The sequence below is a fragment of the Arthrobacter globiformis genome (assembly GCF_030815865.1).
In the GTDB taxonomy this organism is placed as follows: Bacteria; Actinomycetota; Actinomycetes; order Actinomycetales; family Micrococcaceae; genus Arthrobacter; species Arthrobacter globiformis_B.
On the sequence record NZ_JAUSXI010000001.1, the window covers coordinates 3,880,561 to 3,899,071 of the forward strand.

Consider the following 18,511-nt stretch of genomic DNA (forward strand, 5'->3'; position numbering starts at 1 on the left):
CCCCTGCGCTTCCTAGCCGGCCAGGGCTGCGGCCACGATCCCTTCCAGTTCGGTGCCTGACGCCAGGTCGTGCGGACGCACCACATGGTTGTCCGCCACGTAAAAGAAGGCAGCCCGGACCTCTTCCAGCGGCACGCCCTTGAGCCTGGCCCAGGCCAGCCGGTACACAGCCAGCTGGACGCTCTTGGTCTTCAGCTGCCCTGCCGACGGCCGGCGGCCGGTCTTCCAGTCCACCAGGTCCCAGCCGCCGTCGGCGTCACGGAACACTGCGTCAATGCGGCCGCGGACAACGACGTCGCCGATCCGGGTCTCCACGGGGACCTCCACGTAAGCGGGCGATCTGTGTGCCCACCGGGAGTCCTTGAAGGTAGCCACCATGTCGTCCAGGCCGTAGGCCTGGTCAATGTGGTTATCCGAGCCAGGCGCTTCGCCGAGATCCAGCATGCCCGCCGTTCCAAAGTACTCCTCCACCCAGGCATGGAAGGCTGTGCCCTTGCGCGCGGACATGCCCGGCTCGCGCGGGACAGGCCTCCTGAGCCGCTGGACCACGGCCTCGGCGTCCTCCCCCAAATCCACCAGGGTGGACGCTGAGATATGCCCGGGCAGATGAACGTCGCGGCTCCGGGCCCGCCTCAAGCGGCGTTCCAGTAGGAGTGCGGCTTCGCGTTCCCAGCCTGCCGCCTGGGGCCGGAGCCCCTGGCCCGCAGGAAGCCCCGGCGTACCGGCTTGGACCGCGGCGATCTCGGTGAGCAGCCGCTCGGCGGCACGGTCCATCGCTTCCCGCCGTCCCGGCACAAGCCGCAACCGCTTCCCGCTGCGGGGGTCCACGGGTCCTTCCAGCGGATCATACGGCCAGGCCGCCACCTCCAGCTCCCGGGTCAGGGGACTCTCCTGCGGCAGGGATTCCTCATCGACAGAGCCGGGGTGGATTTCCGCAGTTTCCTGTTCTGCCAGCGGCGCCAGCTCGGCGAGGAACGGCGACATCTCCGCCATCCCGCCGCGCCCGCCCACCCAGGCTCCGCTGGATACCCAGAGCACGTGCTTGGCCCGGGTGTAGGCAACGTAGGCCAGCCTCCGTTCCTCAGCCTCGCCGTGGGCCTGGACGTCGGCCTTGAACATCTTCTCGGCGTCCAGCCACCCCTTCTGGTCCGGCTGGTCCAGATCCCACTGCGGAAGATCGGCACGGTCGCCCCGCAATGGCCAGGGCAGGGCGGCGGAACCGCTGCTCCACCTCGAGTCACGGTTGCTGGGGAACGCACCCGTGTTGAGGCCGGGCACGAACACGACGTCCCATTCGAGACCCTTCGAGGCGTGCACCGTCAGCAGCTGAACAGCCTCGTGATTGACGTCCGCGGGCGGCACATCCAGGCCGCCCTCCTCCGATGCCGCCGCCTCCAGCCACGAAAGGAACGCCAGGACGTCCACCCTGTGGGATGTCTGCAGGAACCCGGCGGCCGCGTCCTGGAACGCGTCCAGGTTCCGCCGCGCCTGGTGAATGTTGAGCCCGGGCCTCGCAGCGACCTCGATGTCCAGCAGCATGGCCCGTTCGACCTCGCCCAGCAGAGTGGTCAGGTCCTCCCCCATCAGGGAACGAAGCTGCCGAAGCTCCGTGCCCAGGCGCTGCAGCCGCTCCAGTGCAGGAGGGGTCAGGCTGCGGCCGTGCGTGGACGTCCACCCTTCCTTGGGCAGCCAGTCCAGGGCTTCGACGAGGCTTGCGGCGTCGGTGATGTCGCCCTCGATGACGACGTCGGCGGCCTCCGCATCCTCGTCACCGGACGGATCGTTTCCGCCCATGCCGCGGCGGCGGGCCAGAAACGCGGACCAGTCCCGGAACGCCATGAGGTCGGCCGGACCGATCCGCCACCGGGCACCGGCCAGGAGCCGCATCAGTGAATCCGACCGGCCGGGGTCGGCCAGTACCCGCAGCGTGGACACCAGGTCCACAATTTCGGGAGTGTCCAGCAGGCCCCCGAGGCCCACAATTTCGTAGGGGATCCCAGTGGCCTCGAACTCCTTGCGGAGGCACTCCATCTGCGCGCGCCTGCGGCACAGGACGGCCATGGCAGGCTGGATGCGCGGTTCCGAGGAGGAACCGTCGAAATCCGTGGCCCGGAACCTCAGGAGATCCTTGGCGATCACCGCTGCTTCATCTTCATCGGTGGCAAAACGGCCGATCACCACCCGGCCCTGCACCGCGGCGGGGCTGGGCCGCAGCGCAGGCACCTCCACGGCCGCGCTGCAAGACCTTTGCCCGGCGGGCCCGGCCTGGGCCGCGGCGGCGCTGAGCGGAGCCGAGATCAGGTTGGCCGCGGCCAGGATATTGCGGCCGTTCCGCCAGGCAGTGGTCAGGTACGAAACGGGGGCTGGACGCCGGGACGCCGTCCCTGACTGGCCGTCCTCGCAGACCGGAAACTCGTTGACGAAGTGGAACAGCTGTCCGGCGGACGCCCCGCGGAAGCCGTAGATGGACTGGTTCGGATCACCCACAGCCGTGACGGCGTGGCCGTCCCCGAAGAGCCTGGAGAACAGCACCAGCTGGGCGTGCGACGTGTCCTGGAATTCGTCCAGGAGCACCACCTTGTAGCGCTGGCGCTCCATCTCGGCGGCCAGGGGCACCTCTCGGGCCACGCGTGCCGCGAGCGCCACGAGGTCGCCGAAGTCCAGGGCTCCGCGTGCTCTTTTGGCTTCGGCGTACCGCCCCACGAGCTCCGCCACGCTTGCCCTCGTCCGCAGCATGGCTCCCAGCTCGCCGGCAGCCTGGCTGGGGTTCTTCTTTGCCCCTGCCACATACGGCAGGGCCTCGAACTCGGCGAGCCGCTGCATCAGCCAGCCCTGGACACCGTCCGGGGCCTGGAGGTGCTCCGCGCACTCCCCCGCGAGCTGGATAACGGCCTTGACGAGGGTGGACTTGGCCACCCTGAAGTGCGAGTACTCGCCGTCGAACGCTTCAACCACCTCACTGGCCAGCTGCCAGGCCTGCGCGCCGCCCAGCAGCACGACATCCCGCTCGATCCCGAGCCGCAGGCCGTAATCGGAGACGATGCCGCTGGCAAACGAGTGGTAGGTGGAAACCTTCGGCTCCAGGGCGTCGGCGCTGAGCAGCGCCCCTGCCACAGCGCCGCCGGAGTCGCCGGTGGCCGACCGCTGCAGCGCACTGAGCTTGGCGCGGATGCGGCTGGCCAGCTCGCCGGCAGCCTTCCGCGTGAAGGTCACACCGAGGACTTCCTCCGGCTTGACCCAGCCGTTCGCGACCAGCCAGACGACACGGTCGGCCATGGTGGCGGTCTTGCCCGAGCCCGCGCCCGCGATGACTAGCCGGGGCGCAAGCGGCGAGGAGATGATGGCCGACTGTTCCGGCGTCGGGAGGTTTTTCTCACCCAGTAGAGCAGACAACTCTTCGGGACTGAACCTGGGCTCGGGAAGCTCCGCCGTCCGGCTCATTCGGTAACCTGCTTTCCCCGCGCACACAGCGGACATACCTCCGGCAGCCGGCAGCCGTGGCCGCCGAAACCGGCCTTGGCGGGATCGTGCCTTGCCTCAAATTCGTGGCCGGACATCACCGCGGCTGCGTCGTTCACCATTTCCATCGCCCAGTTGTCCGCCGGGTCCAGCGGATCCTGGTGCTGGATACCCGGACTCCTGGTGGTTGTGCCCAGCTGGGCAAGCACGGCTCCGCCGGGCTGCGGATCGGCCTCGGATGCCGCGGTGGCACCAAAGCCGCCGGCCAGAACGGCCGCTTGGTAGGCGCCCAGCTGCGGGTGCCTGCCCAGTTCGGCCTTGCCCGGCTGCCGTTTGCCCGTTTTAAGGTCGACGATTACCAGCCGCCCCGAGGCATCGATCTCCAGCCGGTCCACCTGTCCGCGCAGGACGGCTGACCGGGGACCCTCATCGGTGGGAACATCCCCGCGGGGAACGGCAGCTGGCTCAGGCAGAATCACCTCAAAGTCCTGTTCGACCCCGGCAAGGCGCCGGCCCTCGCTGCGCATGACCAGGATGTACTGCGCGAGTTTCCGGACCATGGTTTCCGCCCTGCGGAAGTCGAGTTTGCCTTCCCAGTTGTCTTTCATGCCCAAGGCCGGCCAACGCCGGACGAGTTCGGCAAGGTATTCAGCTCCGCTGGCATCCGGGAGGTCCTGGGCGATGGCGTGCACGAGGGTGCCGAGGCTGCGGGCAAAGTCCGTGGCCGCTTCGCCTCCGGCGGCCTGGATGAACCAGTCCAGCGGCGACTTCTGCACCGACTCCACCTTTGACGGCGAAACGTAGACGGTGCCGCCCGGAGGCACAACACGGTCCACGGACGTCAGCGGGGCCAGCCCCCACCAGGTGTCCGGATGGGCTCCGGGAACTGGCGGCTCCGCCGTGGCAAGTCGGGCCAGGACACGCACGGCCTCATCCGCCTCTGCGGCCAGCCTGCCGTCCAGCTGGGCGTACTGGCGGAGTTCCGCCACGAGCGCACGCAGCGTCAGGGGCCGTTCCACCGCGGTGTAGCCGCGCCCCTCCTGGTCCGGCAGCAGCGGCGCGACGTAATCCAGGAAGGAGGACGGCTGCTCATCTTCCGAAGACACGGCGGTGCACAGAAGCACGTCCTTGGCCCGGGACACCGCCGTGGAAAAGCTGCGGAGTTCGTCGTAGCGGATCTCCCGCAGCCGGCTCAGCGGGCCGAGCTGGAGCGCATACTCCACGCCATGTTCTACGGCGTCCGCGAACAGTGTGCTGCCCAGGAGCTCGCCGCGGAGGCGTGTATTGGGCCAGACGCCCTCCTGCAGGCCGGCGACGATGACGAACGGCCATTCCCGGCCGGCGGCGCTGGCAGGCGTCATGAGCTCGACGGCGTCGTCAACCTGGGCACGCGCCGCCAAAGTGTCCATGGGCAGTTCCTGGTTAAGCAGGTATTCGAGGAACTGTTCGGGGCCGGATCCGGGCATCTGGTCCACGTAGCGCTCGGCCGTGTGGAACAGCGCCATCATGGCGTCCAGGTCCCGGTCCGCCCGGGCTCCAACAAGCCCGCCTGCGAGGGCCGCGGCCGTCCATGCCGACGCGAGGCCGGTGGAATGCCAGAGGGCCCACAGCACTGTCTCTGCGTTGGCTCCGGGTGCGGCAACGGCCTTCCGGCCGGCCTGGATCATCCGTGCGACCCTGCGGGCCGAGCGGCCCTCGATGCCGAGTGAGCCGAGCGCCCCGGGCTCAAGGAGCGCCTCCACCAGCAGGGAATCGCTGGAGCGGCCTCCGCCGCCCAACAGTTCCTCCCGCCGGAGCGACTGGCGGAGCCGGCGCAGTTCGAGGGATGTCGCCCCGCCGATCCGGGAGGTCAGCAACGACACGGCGGATTCCGGCGTGAGGACTGCCGCGTCCAGGGCCACCGCGTAGGCGTCGAGCAGCGGACGGACAGCCACTTCATCGCGCACGGCGGATTCAGCCACCGGAATCCGGACCGGAATCCCCTGACCCGAGAGATAGCGCTGCAGCTGGCTGAGCTGGCCGCCGTTCCGGACAATGACGGCAATGTCCTCCAGCGACCGCCCGTCCCTGAGATGCGCCTCGAGAATCCTTTGAGCCACGTACCGCAGCTCATGCACCGCCGAGGGCAGAAGATGCGCTTCCACGGTGCCGCCTGCCGGCTGCGTGGCGTCACCCGGTTCCCCAGCAATATCAGCAGGGTCGAAGCCAACCGGGTCCAGACGGCGGGCGAGCTGGCCGCCGGCCCGGAGGGAAATCCGGTCCGCCACCCCGAGCCAGGCCCGGGCCACCGCCGGCTGGTGGCGGTGGGCACGGGACAGCGGCTTCTCAACGGCCGTCCGTTCCTCGCCGCCCAGCAGGCCCGGAAGCTCAGCCACGAGGTCCGGCCGCGCTCCCCGAAACCCCTGCACCACCGTGTCCGGTGCGGATGTCACGTAGACATCCTTGCCGGCGGCCACATCTGCCAGGAGTTCGAAGACGGCGGGATTGGCCTCCTGGATGTCGTCCACAAGAATCAGCTGGAGACGGTCGCGTTCGGCCGCCAGGAAGTCCGGGAAATCCTGAAAGAGCTGGCGGGCTGCGGTGATGATGCCCGCGGGATCGAACGCCTCCGGCATGCGAAGGTCGAGGACATCGCGGTACTCGGCGTAGAGGGCCGCAGCAGCAATCCAGTCCGGCCGTCCACAGGCGTGGCCCAGGCCGGCGAGGTCCTCGGCGGCGCGGCCCGTCTCTGTAATCCGGTCGAAGAGCTGGCGGACCTCGTGCCGGAACCCGCGGGTAGGCAGGGCGGCCGTGAGGTCACCGGGCCAGGGCAGCCCGAGGCCCGGCAGGGCGTGGCCCTCCAGCAGTTCCTTGATGATGAGGTCCTGCTCGGGCCCTGACAGGAGCCGCGGTGCCTTCGACAGCGGCAGGAGCCCTTCCGCCTTTGCACGGCGGATAAGGTCAAAGGCATACGCCGCCCAGGTGCGGGCCGGGGTGGTGCTCAGGCTCCGGTTCAGCCTGGCAGTAAACCGGTCCCGCAGGGTGTCGGCTGCAAGCCGTCCGGGGGCGAGAATGAGGATCCGCTCGGGGTCCACCCCTTCCGCTTCCACCCGGCGGATTGCCGCTTCGATGAGGACGGTGGATTTGCCGGTACCCGGCGCTCCGGGGACCAGTACGGGGCCAGCTCCCCGGGGCACATCGACCGCGGCCCGCTGGTCCGCTGTGAGGACCGGAACTCGCGAGTGCACCTGGCGAGGGGGCAGCAGACGAAGACCCGCAGGGCGAAACGGGGCCGCGGAGAAAGAGTCCGCGTGGTCCCGCTCCGCAGTGAGTGCGGATGCCTGCTCGGCTGAAGTCTGATCGGCGGAGGTCTGATCGGCGGAGGTCTGATCGAGTGTTGCGGTCACACGGACATTCCATCACCCGGGACTGACAATTTTCGCAGCGACGCTTCCAGCCGCCCGGCAACCACGTCCAGGGCGTCAAAATCGGCGTCCGACGGCGACCACCGCGCAGCGGTCAGATCCACGCGCCACCGTCCTTCGCCTGTCCTCGCAAACTCGCTATAGTCCCCGCGCAGGGGCGTGCCCTCCTGCAGGTAGTGGTCGAGGGCCTCGGACTCATGGCCGTCCGGGGCCAGTCCGCTTGCGCGCAGCACGCGCCACCATGGCACGCCGCTGCCGTAATGGCTCAGCACGGACCCCACCTGCCGCGGCCCTCCGGTGCCAAGAAGCTCAGCGACGTCGCCATAAGCCACCGCCGAACCGGCCGGAATGAGGTCAACCACCGCCAAAACCGCCTCCACGTACTCCGCCCGCATGCCTTCAGACTATCGGCCGGCGCGCATCAGCAGCGGTCAGGACGGGCGCCGTGTGCGTCTTCCCACAGCGTGTCTTCCCACACCCTGCCGGACACGCGCGGGGCAAGCACCTTGACTGTCGGTGCCTCCGGGTAATTTGGTGCCATGAGCACTTGGAACACTCTCCCCCGGGCCGCATTCGACCTCGAAACCACGGGACGCAACTCCCGTGCCGCCCGGATCGTGACGGCTTCCGTCACCGTGGTGGACAGTTCCGGGAACGTGATTCGGGAGCATGAGTGGCTGGCTGATCCGGGGGTTGAGATTCCGGCGGAGGCCAGCGAGGTCCACGGGATCACCACCGAACACGCGCGCAGCCACGGCCGGCCTGCGGCCGAGGTCACCAAGGAAGTCGCAGCCGTGCTCCAGGGGCTTTTCGACGACGGCGTCCCAGTGATCGCGTTCAACGCCAGCTACGACTTCACCGTCCTGGCCGCCGAGTCGGCCCGCTACGGCGTGCCGCAGCTGAGCCGGTTCCCCGTCCTGGACCCCTACATCATGAATAAGCAGGTGGACCGGTACCGGAAGGGCAAGCGGACGCTGACCGCCCTGTGCGAGGAGTACGGCGTGGACCTGGAAAACGCCCACACATCTGCCGCGGACGCCTTGGCAACGCTGCGCATGCTCGATGCCATGGCCGGCAAGTTCCCCAAGCTGAACATGCCTGCCAGCCAGCTGCACCAGCTTCAGGTGGACTGGGCCGTGAACCAGGCCGCCGACTTCCAGCAGTACCTCCGCAAAACCAAACCCGCCGCCGTCATCGAGGGTGACTGGCCTGTCCTGCCGCCGGAAGACGCGAGCCGTGGCGGCTTCTAAAATTAAGCTCAGATAAGCCAAAGGCATGGCAGGAACAGAACGGAACCCGCTGGGACGAAGATCACAGCTTCCGCGAAACCGCGGGCGGGGAACCCGCCGTCATCCTGATTCAGGAAGTCCCCCGGAGGCCGCAAATAACGCGGCGGGGAGACCACAACGCCAGTCAGTAGTGCGGTAGAGGCGCCTGCCGCCGAACAATGTTCGGAACTGGCTGGCCTTTCCCTGCGCTGACATAATTTAGTTCAGAACCGTGCTTGTGCTATGCCCTGCCCAAGTCCTACCTCCTGAGGATAAATGATCACAGTCACCGACCTGCGCAAGGTCTACCGTCAGGGGAAAAAGGAAGTGGTGGCCCTTGACGGGGTTTCGCTTTCTGTCCCCAAAGGCTCCATCCACGGCATCATCGGCCACTCCGGCGCGGGCAAGTCCACCCTGGTGCGCTGCCTGACGCTGCTGGACCGCCCCACGTCGGGGTCGGTCAACATTGACGGTACCGAACTGAGCTCTGTCAGGGACTCGGAAATCCGCGCCGCCCGCCGCCGCATCGGTATGGTCTTCCAGCACGCGAACCTCATGGATTCGCGCACGGCCGCCGGAAACGTGGCCCATCCCATGGAACTGGTCAAGGCGCCGAAGGACAAGATCCGGGCCAAGGTCACCGAGCTGCTGAAGATTGTGGGCCTCGAAGGCTTCGAGAATGCATACCCCTCCCAGCTTTCCGGCGGACAGCGCCAGCGCGTTGGCATCGCCCGCGCCTTGGCATCGGACCCGGACGTCCTGCTGTGCGACGAGCCCACGTCCGCGCTGGATCCCGCCACCACCGATGAAATCCTCGACCTGATCCAGGACCTGACCCGCCGCCTGCAGCTCACGGTGCTCATCATCACCCATGAGATGCACGTGGTGAAGCGCGTCTGCGGGTCCGTGTCCCTGCTGTCCAAGGGGCGGGTCATCGAGTCCGGTCCGCTCGCCGAGGTCGCCTCGGACCTGGACAGCAAGTTGGCGCGGGCGCTTCTGCCCCTGCCCGCGTCGGAACCCATAAAGGGTGCGCTCCAGGCCGGGCCGGTACTGGAGATCCTCTTCTCCGGCGACGGCGCCAAGGAGCCCGTGCTCACGGGAGTGGCACGGCATTTCGACATTGACCTGAACGTTCTTGCCGGCAGCGTCGAAACCCTCGGCGGCCAGCAGTTCGGCCACCTGCGGGTCCAGCTGGGTGACGACGCCGACTTCGACGCCGTCCTGGGCTACCTCCGCGGCCGCGGCATCAGCGCCAAGCTGGCCGGTTCCACCGCCGACGCGGCGGAACTCGCTGAATTCGCCCCGGCGGACACCGACTTCGCCGCCGAGACGGGAGACTCCAAGTGAACGAGATCTTCAGCAACCCTGTCCTGGCCAAGGCACTGCCGGAAGCCATCGTCGAGACCCTCCAGATGGTTGGCATCTCTGCGTTCTTCACCGTGCTGGTGGGACTGCCGCTCGGCGTCTTCCTGCACGTCACCGTCCCCGGCGGGCTGCGGCCCATGCCGGTGGTTAACCGGATCGTCAGCGACATCGTCGTGAACATCACCCGATCCATCCCCTTTGCGATCCTGATGGTGGCACTGATCCCGCTCGCCCGGCTCCTCGTGGGGACCAGCCTCGGACCGGTGGCTGCCTCCGTTTCGCTGTCCATCGGAACCATTCCGTTCTTCGCCCGCCTGGTGGAGGCCTGTCTCCGCGACGTCCACCACGGCAAGATCGACGCTGCCCAGGTGATGGGCTCCACCCGGATGCAGGTCATCAGCAAGGTGATGCTGCCCGAATCCCTGCCCGCGCTGGTTGCAGCCGCGACCACCACTGTTGTGACCCTGGTGGGCTACAGTGCCATGGCCGGTCTCGTCGGCGGCGGCGGACTGGGCAAACTCGCCTACAACTACGGCTTCCAGCGCTTCGACGTCACGGTCATGATCGTCACCATCGTGCTGATCATTGTCCTCGTCCAGCTCATCCAGCTCACGGGCGAATGGATCTCCCGCGGCCTGGACCACCGCTAACAGTCTTCACCGCAGGGAGTAGCCGCTCACTGCACCTGAATCGGATCTCCCCGGCGCCGCCGTCGGGATCCAGGTTATTTTGAAAGGAACGCATCCCATGCGTAAATCACTCACCCTCCTCGCCACCGGCATCGCCGCGGCCCTGGCACTGACCGGGTGCGGCGGTTCCTCCGCACCCAGCGCCGAGTCCAGCCAGGCACTTGACCCGGCCAAGCCGGTCACCCTCACCGTCGGCGCCAGCCCCGTTCCGCAGGCCAAGATCCTTGAATTCCTCAACCAGGACCTCGCCCCGAAGGCCGGCCTCAAGCTGGACATCAAGGAGATCGAGGACTACCAGACGCCCAACACCGCGCTGAGCGACGGCTCGCTGGACGCCAACTACTACCAGCACCTGCCGTGGTTCGAGGACCAGGTCAAGACCAAGGGCTACGACTTTGGCCACGGCGCCGGCGTACACATCGAGCCGTACGCCGCCTTCTCCGAGAAGGTCAAGAACATCAGCGAGATCAAGGACGGCGCCAAGATCGCCATCACCAACGATCCCTCCAACCAGGTCCGGGCGCTCCGGGTGCTGGAAAAGGCCGGCCTGGTCAAGGACATCAAGGATGACACCTCCGTCATCAGCCTGACTGATGCCCAGAACCCGAAGAAGCTGAAGTTCTCCGAGAACCAGCCTGAACTACTGATCAACGACCTGAAGGATCCCTCCGTGGACCTGGCCCTGATCAACGGCAACTTCATCCTCAAGGCCGGGCTCAGCACCACCGACGCCCTGGCCGTGGAATCCACCGAGAACAACCCCTACGCCAACTTCCTGGCCTGGCGCTCGGAGTCCAAGGACGACCCGCGCATCAAGAAGCTGGACGAACTCCTGCACTCCGCCGAGGTCAAGGCCTTCATCCAGAAGGAATGGCCCAACGGTGACGTGACCGTAGCCTTCTAGGCCAGCAGGACACCGAGAACCAAAGAACTCCGGCACCCGCCGCGGCGGGTGCCGGAGTTCTTTAATCAAGAGAAAGTCCGACGGCGGTTTAGGCCTTCGCGGCGGCGGCCGCCTCCGCGGCGGCGGGCAATGCCTCGAAGATCCGGTTCATGGCGGCGTCGTCGTGCGCCGCGGACAGGAACCAGGCCTCGAAGACGGACGGCGGCAGGTAGACGCCCGAATCCAGCATGGAGTGGAAGAAGGGCGCGTAGCGGAACGACTCCTGCTTCAGCGCGTCGCTGTAGTTGTGGACCCCCTGCTCCGACGTGCCGAAGGCCACTGAGAACAGGTTGCCGGCGCGCTGGATGGAGTGGTCCACGCCGGCCGCATCCAGCGCGGTGGAGAGAGCGCCGGACAGTTCCAGTGACCGCGCGTCCACGAACGCGTACACGTCCCGGGTGGCGTGCGTCAGGGTGGCGACGCCGGCGGCCATGGCCACCGGGTTCCCGGACAGCGTGCCGGCCTGGTAAACGGGACCGAGCGGCGCGAGGTAGTCCATGACGTCGGCACGTCCGCCGAGGGCCGCCGTCGGCATGCCCCCGCCGATGACCTTGCCGAACGTCAGCAGGTCGGGGGTCCACTTCTCCGTGGCGTCGGCGGCGCCGCCGGTGAGGCCCCAGTAGCCGGAGTATCCGGTGCGGAAGCCGGTCAGGACCTCGTCGACGATCAGCAGGGCGCCGTGGGCGGCGGTGATCCGTGAGAGGCCGGCATTGAAGCCCTCGCCCGGGGTGACCACGCCCATGTTGGCCGGCGCGGCCTCGGTGATGACGGCGGCGATGTTAGGGCCGTGCTCGGCGAAGGCGGCCTCGACGGCGCCGAGGTCGTTGTAGGGCAGCACCAGGGTCTCGGCGGCGGTGGCGGCCGTGACGCCGGCGGAACCGGGCAGGGCAAGGGTGGCCACGCCGGAGCCTGCGGACGCGAGCAGCCCGTCGAGGTGGCCGTGGTAGCAGCCGGCAAACTTGATGACCAGGTTGCGGCCGGTGAAGCCCCTGGCCAGCCGGATAGCCGTCATGGTGGCTTCCGTGCCGGTGGACACCATGCGCAGCCGTTCAACGGCGGAAACGCGTTCCTTGACGATGGCCGCCAGGTTGGCCTCGTCGGGGGTCGAGGCACCGAAGGAGAGTCCGCGGTCCACCGCGGCGTGCACGGCATCGAGGACGGCAGGGTGGGCGTGTCCCAGCAGGGCCGGGCCCCAGGAGCATACCAGGTCCACGTAGTCGTTGCCGTCGGCATCGGTCAGGTAAGGGCCCTTGGCCGCCACCATGAAGCGGGGCGTGCCACCGACGGAACCGAAGGCGCGGACCGGGGAGTTCACGCCGCCGGGCATCAACTGGCGGGCGCGGTCGAAGAGTTCCTCGTTGCGAGGGGTACTGGAAGTCATGGTTCCCATTCTTTCAGTCTGCGGGAGTGTCGCCGGACAAGGTTTCACCGGACAGGAGCTCGGCGACCCGCGGTGCCACCACGGTGCCGAAGAGTTCGATGCAGCGCATCATGGATTCGTGCGGCAGCGTGCCGTTGCCGTATTTCAGGTCGAAGCGGTCGACGCCGAGGTTCCGCTTGAGCAGCGCGATCTTCCGCGCCACCGTCTCCGGTGAACCGACGTACAGGGCGCCCTCGGGTCCGCACATGGCGTCGAATTCCCGCCGGTTTCCCGGGCCCCAGCCCCGCTCGGCGCCGATCCTGTTGCGCTGGGCAAGCCAGTGCGGAAAGAGCTCCTCGCGGGCCGCCTCGTCGGTCTCGGCGATGTGGCCGGGCGAGTGGGTGGCGATCTGCTGCATGGGCTGGCCGTACTTGGCAATCGCCTCGCGGTACAGGTCAACCAGCGGAGCAAAGGCGCGGGGCTGGCCGCCGATGATGGCAAAGATGATCGGGTAGCCGTACTCCGCGCACCGCAGGACGGACTCCGGGGTGCCGCCCACGCCGATCCAGGCCGGCAGCAGGTGGTGCTCCAGCGGCGGATAGACGCTCAGCCCGGCGAGGGCCGGCCGGGTGCGCCCTTCCCAGTGGACCGGCTTCTGCGCCCGCACCCTGTCGAAGAGCTCGAGCTTCTCCTCGAACAGCACCTCGTAGTCCGCCAGGTCCAGGCCGAACAGCGGAAAGGACTCGACGAACGAGCCGCGGCCGAGCATGACCTCGGCGCGGCCGCTGGACAGGGCGTCCACGGTGGAGAAGCGCTGGAACACGCGGATCGGATCGTCCGAACTCAGGACGGTCACGGCCGAACCGAGCCTGATGTTCGTGGTCCTCGCCGCGGCGGCCGCCAGGAACACCTCGGGGGCGGACACGGCAAAGTCGCGGCGGTGGTGCTCCCCCACACCGAAGGCATGCAGGCCGACGGCGTCAGCCAGCACCGCCTGGTCCAGGAGCTCCCGCAGCACCTGGGCATGCGACTTCGGCTCGCCGGCACCGTCCACTCCGACGTCGCCGAACGTGTTCAGGCCCAGCAGGATCTGCCCGTGACCCACCGGAGCCGTGGGCCACGCGGCCGATGCTGTGGCCTGGCCCGGGACCGCCTCCGGCATCAGGATTCCTTGAGCCAGCCGGCGATTTCGCTGGCCCAGTACGTGAGGACCATGTTGGCCCCGGCGCGGCGGATGCCGAGGACAGACTCCGTGATGGCAGCACGCCGGTCGATCCAGCCGTTGGCGGCGGCGGCCTCGATCATGGCGTACTCACCCGAGATTTGGTAGGCGGCGACCGGCACAGGGCTCATCTCGGCGACATCGGCAAGGATGTCAAGGTAGCTCATGGCCGGCTTGACCATCACCATGTCCGCACCTTCGGCAAGATCCAGTTCCACCTCTTGGATGGCCTCGCGGCGGTTGGCGGCGTCCATCTGGTAGGTCCTGCGGTCGCCCTTCAGCTGCGAGTCCACCGCTTCCCGGAACGGGCCGTAGAACGCCGACGCGTACTTCGCGGCGTAGGCCACCACAGCGGTGTTCACGTGGCCGGCGTCTTCCAGGGCCTGGCGGATCACGCCGATCTGTCCGTCCATCATTCCGGACGGGCCCAGCGCGTGGGCGCCGGCGTCGGCCTGGGCCACTGCCATCTTCGCGTAGATCTCCAACGTGGCGTCGTTGTCCACGTAGCCGTCGCTGTCGAGGACGCCGCAGTGGCCGTGGTCGGTGAATTCGTCCAGGCAGACGTCGCTCATCACCACCAGGCTGTCCCCCACCTCGGCCCGGACGTCGCGGATGGCCTTGTTGAGGACCCCGTCCGGGTCCAGGGACGCCGTCCCCTCCGCGTCCCTGGACCCGGGAATGCCGAACAGCATGATGCCGCCGACGCCCAGCTCCACGGCTTCGGCTGCCGCTCGCTTGAGGGTGTCGGTGGTGTGCTGCACAACGCCCGGCATGGAGGCGATCGGGTTGGGCTCCGACAGCCCCTCGCGGATGAACGCGGGAAGGATCAGGTCTGCCGGGGCAAGCCGGTGCTCAGCCGTGAGCCTGCGCATGGCGGGGGTGGTGCGGAGCCGCCGGGGGCGGTGGTGCGGAAAGCTCATGTCCTGTCCTTCACTGTGGGCCTGCTGTTGATGAGTGGTTGTTAGGGGCAACTGCCCGGATGACGGCCGCCACGAGCCCTTCCGGCGTGGGCTGCCGGGCCGTGGCAGCCACGACGAGTCCTAGGGATTCCGCCTCAGCCGCTGTCGCCGGGCCGATGGCCACGAGGCGGCAGGAGCCGAGCGGCGCCAGGGTGGCGCCGATGCGCCGCACCGCGCTGGGTGAGGCGGCGACGACGGCGGCCAAGGCGCCGTCGTCGACCTCGGCTTTCGCTTCCGCGGGCGTCAGCAGCGGCAGCGGGCCTGTGCCCGCACTGCCGCTTTGGCCAAGGCGCCGCGCCGGTTCTGCCGGGAAGTCCACCGTGGAATAGGCCACCACAGTGCGCACCCGGGCGCCCTTCGCCGCAAGCCCCCGGGCCAGCGCAGGGGCCGCGATATCGGACTGCGGCAGCAGCACGGCGGCAGGACCGCCGGGCCATCCGTTGACGATCCCGGAGGCTGAATGTTCTTGCTCCGGCTCGAAGTGCACGGCAATCCCCGCAGCCTCAAGCGCCGACCGGCTCGCGGGGCCCACCGCGGCAACTCGGGTTCCGGCCGGAAGCCAGTCGCCCAGTCTCACGGAGCGCTCTGCCGCCTTTTCCTGCAATGCCAGGACGGTGGTGGCACTGCTGACCACGAGCCACTCAAAGCTGCCCGCGCCCAGCGCCTCAAAGGCGTCGTCAAGCGCTACCTGGTCCGGGGCGCGTTCGGCGGCCGTCAGCGGCAGCAGGAGGGGAACGGCGCCGGCCAGCCGCAGTGCCTCCGTGAGGGGCCCGGACCGCTCGGGGCTCCGCGTCACCAGGATGCGGCGCCCGTCCAGCGGGCGCCGGCCCGCCGGGATTTCCCCGCTCGTCGTTCCCATTCGGTGGCCGGCTGCGGTCAGGAAGCCGTCAGGTCCGCGATGTCCGCAGCCCCCGCTGCCAGCAGGACCTCGGCGAGTTCGATGCCGAGCAGGGTGGCGCCCACCTCGGTGAGTCCGTCCGTCGCCCGCTTGTCCCGCACCGAGGCGGCGCCGTCCACGGCGCAGACCACGGCTTCAAGGTGGAGCATGCTGCCCTTCCGGTAGGCGTACGCGCCCACGGGGGCGGCGCACCCTGCCTCGAGCCGGGCAAGCAGAGCACGTTCGGCCGTGACCGCAAGCCTGGTGTCGGCGTCGTCAAGGGCGGCCAGTGCCTGGGCGAGCACGCCCTGCGACCCCTCGGTGGAGCCGGCCCGGCGCGGCGCCTCGGCTGTGCGGCATTCGATGGCCAGTGATCCCTGGCCTGCTGCCGGGAGCATGATGTCCGTCTCCAGGTACTCGGTGACGGTGTCCAGGCGGCCTATCCGTTCCAGTCCGGCGGCGGCCAGGACTACGGCGTCGAGGTCGCACGACTTCCCGGCAACCACCGCGTCGGTGGCGTTGCCGGGCAGCCCGGGCACCCGGCCCAGCCGCGTGTCCACGTTGCCGCGGATGTCCACGATGTCCAGGTCGGGGCGTACGGCGCGGAGCTGCGCTGCCCGGCGGGGAGAGCCGGTGCCGACGCGGGCGCCCTTGGGCAGGTCGGCCAGCTTGAGCCCATCCCGGGCGCAGAGGACGTCGCGGACGTCCACGCGGGGCGGGGTGGCGGCCAGCGTCAGGCCCAGGGCGGAACCCGTGGGCAGGTCCTTCAGGGAGTGGACAGCCACGTCGCACTCGTTCCGCAGCAGCGCGTCGCGCAGTGCGGCCACGAAGACGCCGGTGCCGCCCATCTGGGACAGCGAGCCAGTGAGGACGTCGCCGTCGGTCCGAACATGGACGAGTTCGACGTCGAAACCTCCGACGGCGGCCAGCCGGTCGGCCGTCTGCTGGGTCTGGGTCAGGGCGAGCTTGCTCGCCCTGGTGCCGATCCGTACTGTCACTTCGCGTCCTGCCCGGCGGCCGGGTAGGGGTCGTGCCCCTGGCCGACGGTGGTGTCGGCGCCGGCAATGGTGGGCTTTTCGCCGCGGAAGTTTTCGCAGCAGCCGGGGCGGCAGACGTCGTACCAGGGGCCGAGGCCGGTGAGGGCCTGGCGGTCCGCGATGTTGTTGGCTACCGTGCGTTCGCAGATCAGTTCCACGAGCCCCTCGACAAAGCGGCGGTGCGTCCCCGGCGTGGGCACGCGTGTGGCGGCAAGTCCAAGCTCCTTGCAGGTCTGCAGCGCTTCAGTGTCGAGGTCCCAGACCACCTCCATGTGGTCGCTGACAAAGCCCAGGGGCACAATCACGATGCCCGCGACGCCCTGCTTGGCTAAGTCCTCGATGGCATCGTTGATGTCCGGTTTCCAGCCACGGGATATGTGGGGCGCCGGACCGCGACTGGTAGACGAGGGACCACGGGGCGGACAGGCCGGAATCGGCTTCCACGCGGCGCATGATCTCCGCGCCGTTGGCGAGGTGCTGGGCCACGTAGGCGGAATCCTCCGCGAATTCACGAGGCTCGTCCTCGGAACGGCCGGCGGCCACTGCATCCCGGGTGGGGATGGAGTGGGTGGCGAAGAGAACGTGGATGGGTGCGTCAGGCTTACCGGCGGCGGCAAGCTGCGCGCGCACCTCGGCAACTCCCTCGGCGGTACCTGCAATGAAGGGTTCCACGAAGCCGGGGTGGTCGAAGTACTGGCGGACCTTGTCCACTTCCAGCCTGCCGTCGAGCCCGGTTTCGGTCAGGGCCATGCCGATGTCCTCGCGGTACTGGCGGCAGCTGGAGTAGCAGGAGTACGCGCTCGTGGTGAGCATGAGCAGCCGGCGGTGGCCGGCGTCGTACGCGTCCTGGAGGGTCTGCGGGATGTAGGGATCCCAGTTGCGGTTGCCCCACAGCACGGGGAGGTCGATGCCGCGCGCGGCCAGCTCAGCCTCGAGGGCGGCCTTCAGCTCGCGGTTCTGCTGGTTGATCGGGCTGATGCCGCCGTTGGCGCGGTAGTGGTGGGATACCTCTTCGAGACGCTCATCGGGGATTCCCCGGCCGCGGGTGACGTTGCGAAGGAACGGGATGACGTCGTCCTGGCCTTCGGGACCACCGAAGGAGGCGAGGAGGACGCCGTCGTATTCCTTGGGGGCAAGCCTGCCGGTTTTGGCGACTGCGTTCACGGCGTCTTCCTGCGGGTCCAACGGACTCATGCGAGGACCTCGGCGATCTCGCCCGCGGTGATCCGCCGCCCCGTGTAGAACGGGATCTCCTCGCGGACGTGGTTGCGCGCTTCGGTGGAACGCAGGTGGCGCATCAGGTCCACGAGGTCCACAAGCTCGGGCGCCTCCAGGCCAAGGATCCATTCCCAGTCGCCGAGGGCAAACGAGGAAACGGTGTTGGAAATGACTTGCGGGAAGTCGCGGCCCAGCAGGCCGTGGTCGCGCAGCATCGTGCCGCGTTCGTTCTCCGGCAGCAGGTACCACTCGTAGGACCGGACGAACGGGTACACGCACAGCCATTCCGCCGGCTCCACGCCCCGGGAAAACGCCGGCGTGTGGTTCTTGGCAAACTCCGCTTCGCGGTGCACACCCATTGCGGACCAGACGATTTCGGTTCCTGCGAACAGCTTGCTGCGGCGGATGTCTCGGATGGCCTGCTGCAGCGCCTCGGGCTTGGGGCCGTGGAGCCAGACCATGACGTCGGCGTCGGCGCGCATGGCGGAAACGTCGTAGCTTCCGCGGTGGGTAACCCCTCCCCCGGCCAGGCGCGCCACCAGGGAGTCGAAATCCTCGGCGGCATCGGCGCTGCGGAGGGCCTCGGCGGAGCGCTTGAAAACGGTCCAGAGGGTGAAGAACTGCTCAGCTGATTCTTCGGTTTTGGTGACAGATTCGGCAGGAGTGTGGCTCATGGTTACTATCCTGCCCCTTCCATGCGGCCTAAGTCG

General features: G+C 68.4%; 13 protein-coding genes and 1 pseudogene. 4 read left to right on the forward strand and 10 right to left on the reverse strand.

Going from position 1 to position 18,511, the window contains the following annotated elements; genetic code table 11:
• Positions 1–12: 12 nt before the first annotated feature.
• The 3 genes from QFZ33_RS17995 to QFZ33_RS18005 all read right to left on the reverse strand — a co-directional run bounded on the left by QFZ33_RS17995 (position 13) and on the right by QFZ33_RS18005 (position 7,258).
• A complete protein-coding gene (locus tag QFZ33_RS17995) occupies positions 13–3,441 on the reverse strand; it encodes an ATP-dependent helicase (protein WP_307029664.1) in 3,429 nt (1,142 codons plus the stop codon).
• On the reverse strand, positions 3,438–6,704 hold the full coding sequence (locus QFZ33_RS18000; RefSeq protein WP_373427360.1) for an ATP-dependent helicase: 3,267 nt from the start codon (positions 6,702–6,704) through the stop codon (positions 3,438–3,440). The genes QFZ33_RS17995 and QFZ33_RS18000 overlap by 4 nt, the downstream gene beginning before the upstream one ends.
• 137 nt (positions 6,705–6,841) lie before the next feature.
• Complete coding sequence (locus QFZ33_RS18005; RefSeq protein ID WP_307029666.1) at positions 6,842–7,258, reverse strand: MGMT family protein; 417 nt, start codon at positions 7,256–7,258, stop codon at positions 6,842–6,844.
• A 144-nt stretch (positions 7,259–7,402) separates the two neighbouring features.
• Between QFZ33_RS18005 and QFZ33_RS18010 the strand changes: the two genes are divergently transcribed.
• The 4 genes from QFZ33_RS18010 to QFZ33_RS18025 all read left to right on the forward strand — a co-directional run bounded on the left by QFZ33_RS18010 (position 7,403) and on the right by QFZ33_RS18025 (position 11,089).
• On the forward strand, positions 7,403–8,113 hold the full coding sequence (locus QFZ33_RS18010; RefSeq protein ID WP_307029668.1) for a 3'-5' exonuclease: 711 nt from the start codon (positions 7,403–7,405) through the stop codon (positions 8,111–8,113).
• Positions 8,114–8,407: 294 nt separating this feature from the next.
• Positions 8,408–9,478 (forward strand): methionine ABC transporter ATP-binding protein, encoded by a 1,071-nt coding sequence (locus tag QFZ33_RS18015; RefSeq protein WP_307029670.1) that lies wholly within the window; start codon positions 8,408–8,410, stop codon positions 9,476–9,478.
• On the forward strand, positions 9,475–10,146 hold the full coding sequence (locus tag QFZ33_RS18020; RefSeq protein WP_307029672.1) for a methionine ABC transporter permease: 672 nt from the start codon (positions 9,475–9,477) through the stop codon (positions 10,144–10,146). The genes QFZ33_RS18015 and QFZ33_RS18020 overlap by 4 nt, the downstream gene beginning before the upstream one ends.
• Positions 10,147–10,243: 97 nt before the next feature.
• Entirely contained in the window at positions 10,244–11,089 is an 846-nt protein-coding gene (locus QFZ33_RS18025) for a MetQ/NlpA family ABC transporter substrate-binding protein (protein ID WP_307029673.1), read from the forward strand.
• Positions 11,090–11,177: 88 nt separating this feature from the next.
• Here the strand turns inward: QFZ33_RS18025 and hemL are convergent, their stop codons facing one another.
• The 7 genes and pseudogenes from hemL to hemQ form a co-directional block, all read right to left on the reverse strand.
• Positions 11,178–12,509, reverse strand: a complete 1,332-nt coding sequence (hemL, locus tag QFZ33_RS18030; RefSeq protein ID WP_307029675.1) for a glutamate-1-semialdehyde 2,1-aminomutase — start codon at positions 12,507–12,509, stop codon at positions 11,178–11,180.
• A 13-nt stretch (positions 12,510–12,522) separates the two neighbouring features.
• Positions 12,523–13,650 (reverse strand): LLM class flavin-dependent oxidoreductase, encoded by a 1,128-nt coding sequence (locus QFZ33_RS18035; protein ID WP_307029678.1) that lies wholly within the window; start codon positions 13,648–13,650, stop codon positions 12,523–12,525.
• Complete coding sequence (gene hemB / locus QFZ33_RS18040) at positions 13,650–14,630, reverse strand: porphobilinogen synthase (RefSeq protein ID WP_307029680.1); 981 nt, start codon at positions 14,628–14,630, stop codon at positions 13,650–13,652. Before hemB ends, QFZ33_RS18035 begins: the two co-directional genes overlap by 1 nt.
• A 10-nt stretch (positions 14,631–14,640) precedes the next feature.
• A complete protein-coding gene (locus QFZ33_RS18045; RefSeq protein ID WP_307029682.1) occupies positions 14,641–15,528 on the reverse strand; it encodes a uroporphyrinogen-III synthase in 888 nt (295 codons plus the stop codon).
• A 17-nt stretch (positions 15,529–15,545) separates the two neighbouring features.
• Entirely contained in the window at positions 15,546–16,544 is a 999-nt protein-coding gene (gene hemC / locus QFZ33_RS18050) for a hydroxymethylbilane synthase (RefSeq protein ID WP_307029684.1), read from the reverse strand.
• Positions 16,541–17,777: pseudogene (locus QFZ33_RS18055) on the reverse strand (ferrochelatase). The gene hemC and the pseudogene QFZ33_RS18055 overlap by 4 nt, the downstream one beginning before the upstream one ends.
• Entirely contained in the window at positions 17,774–18,475 is a 702-nt protein-coding gene (gene hemQ, locus QFZ33_RS18060; RefSeq protein ID WP_307029686.1) for a hydrogen peroxide-dependent heme synthase, read from the reverse strand. The pseudogene QFZ33_RS18055 and the gene hemQ overlap by 4 nt, the downstream one beginning before the upstream one ends.
• Positions 18,476–18,511 lie beyond the last annotated feature (36 nt).

Excerpts from the sequence above, each read along its gene's own strand:
- QFZ33_RS17995 (WP_307029664.1), bottom strand. The coding sequence starts at position 3,441 with ATGAGCCGGACGGCGGAGCTTCCCGAGCCCAGGTTCAGTCCCGAAGAG.
- QFZ33_RS18005 (WP_307029666.1), bottom strand. The coding sequence starts at position 7,258 with ATGCGGGCGGAGTACGTGGAGGCGGTTTTGGCGGTGGTTGACCTCATT.
- QFZ33_RS18010 (WP_307029668.1), top strand. The coding sequence starts at position 7,403 with ATGAGCACTTGGAACACTCTCCCCCGGGCCGCATTCGACCTCGAAACC.
- QFZ33_RS18015 (WP_307029670.1), top strand. The coding sequence starts at position 8,408 with ATGATCACAGTCACCGACCTGCGCAAGGTCTACCGTCAGGGGAAAAAG.
- QFZ33_RS18025 (WP_307029673.1), top strand. The coding sequence starts at position 10,244 with ATGCGTAAATCACTCACCCTCCTCGCCACCGGCATCGCCGCGGCCCTG.
- hemL (WP_307029675.1), bottom strand. The coding sequence starts at position 12,509 with ATGACTTCCAGTACCCCTCGCAACGAGGAACTCTTCGACCGCGCCCGC.
- QFZ33_RS18035 (WP_307029678.1), bottom strand. The coding sequence starts at position 13,650 with ATGCCGGAGGCGGTCCCGGGCCAGGCCACAGCATCGGCCGCGTGGCCC.
- hemB (WP_307029680.1), bottom strand. The coding sequence starts at position 14,630 with ATGAGCTTTCCGCACCACCGCCCCCGGCGGCTCCGCACCACCCCCGCC.
- QFZ33_RS18045 (WP_307029682.1), bottom strand. The coding sequence starts at position 15,528 with ATGGGAACGACGAGCGGGGAAATCCCGGCGGGCCGGCGCCCGCTGGAC.
- hemQ (WP_307029686.1), bottom strand. The coding sequence starts at position 18,475 with ATGAGCCACACTCCTGCCGAATCTGTCACCAAAACCGAAGAATCAGCT.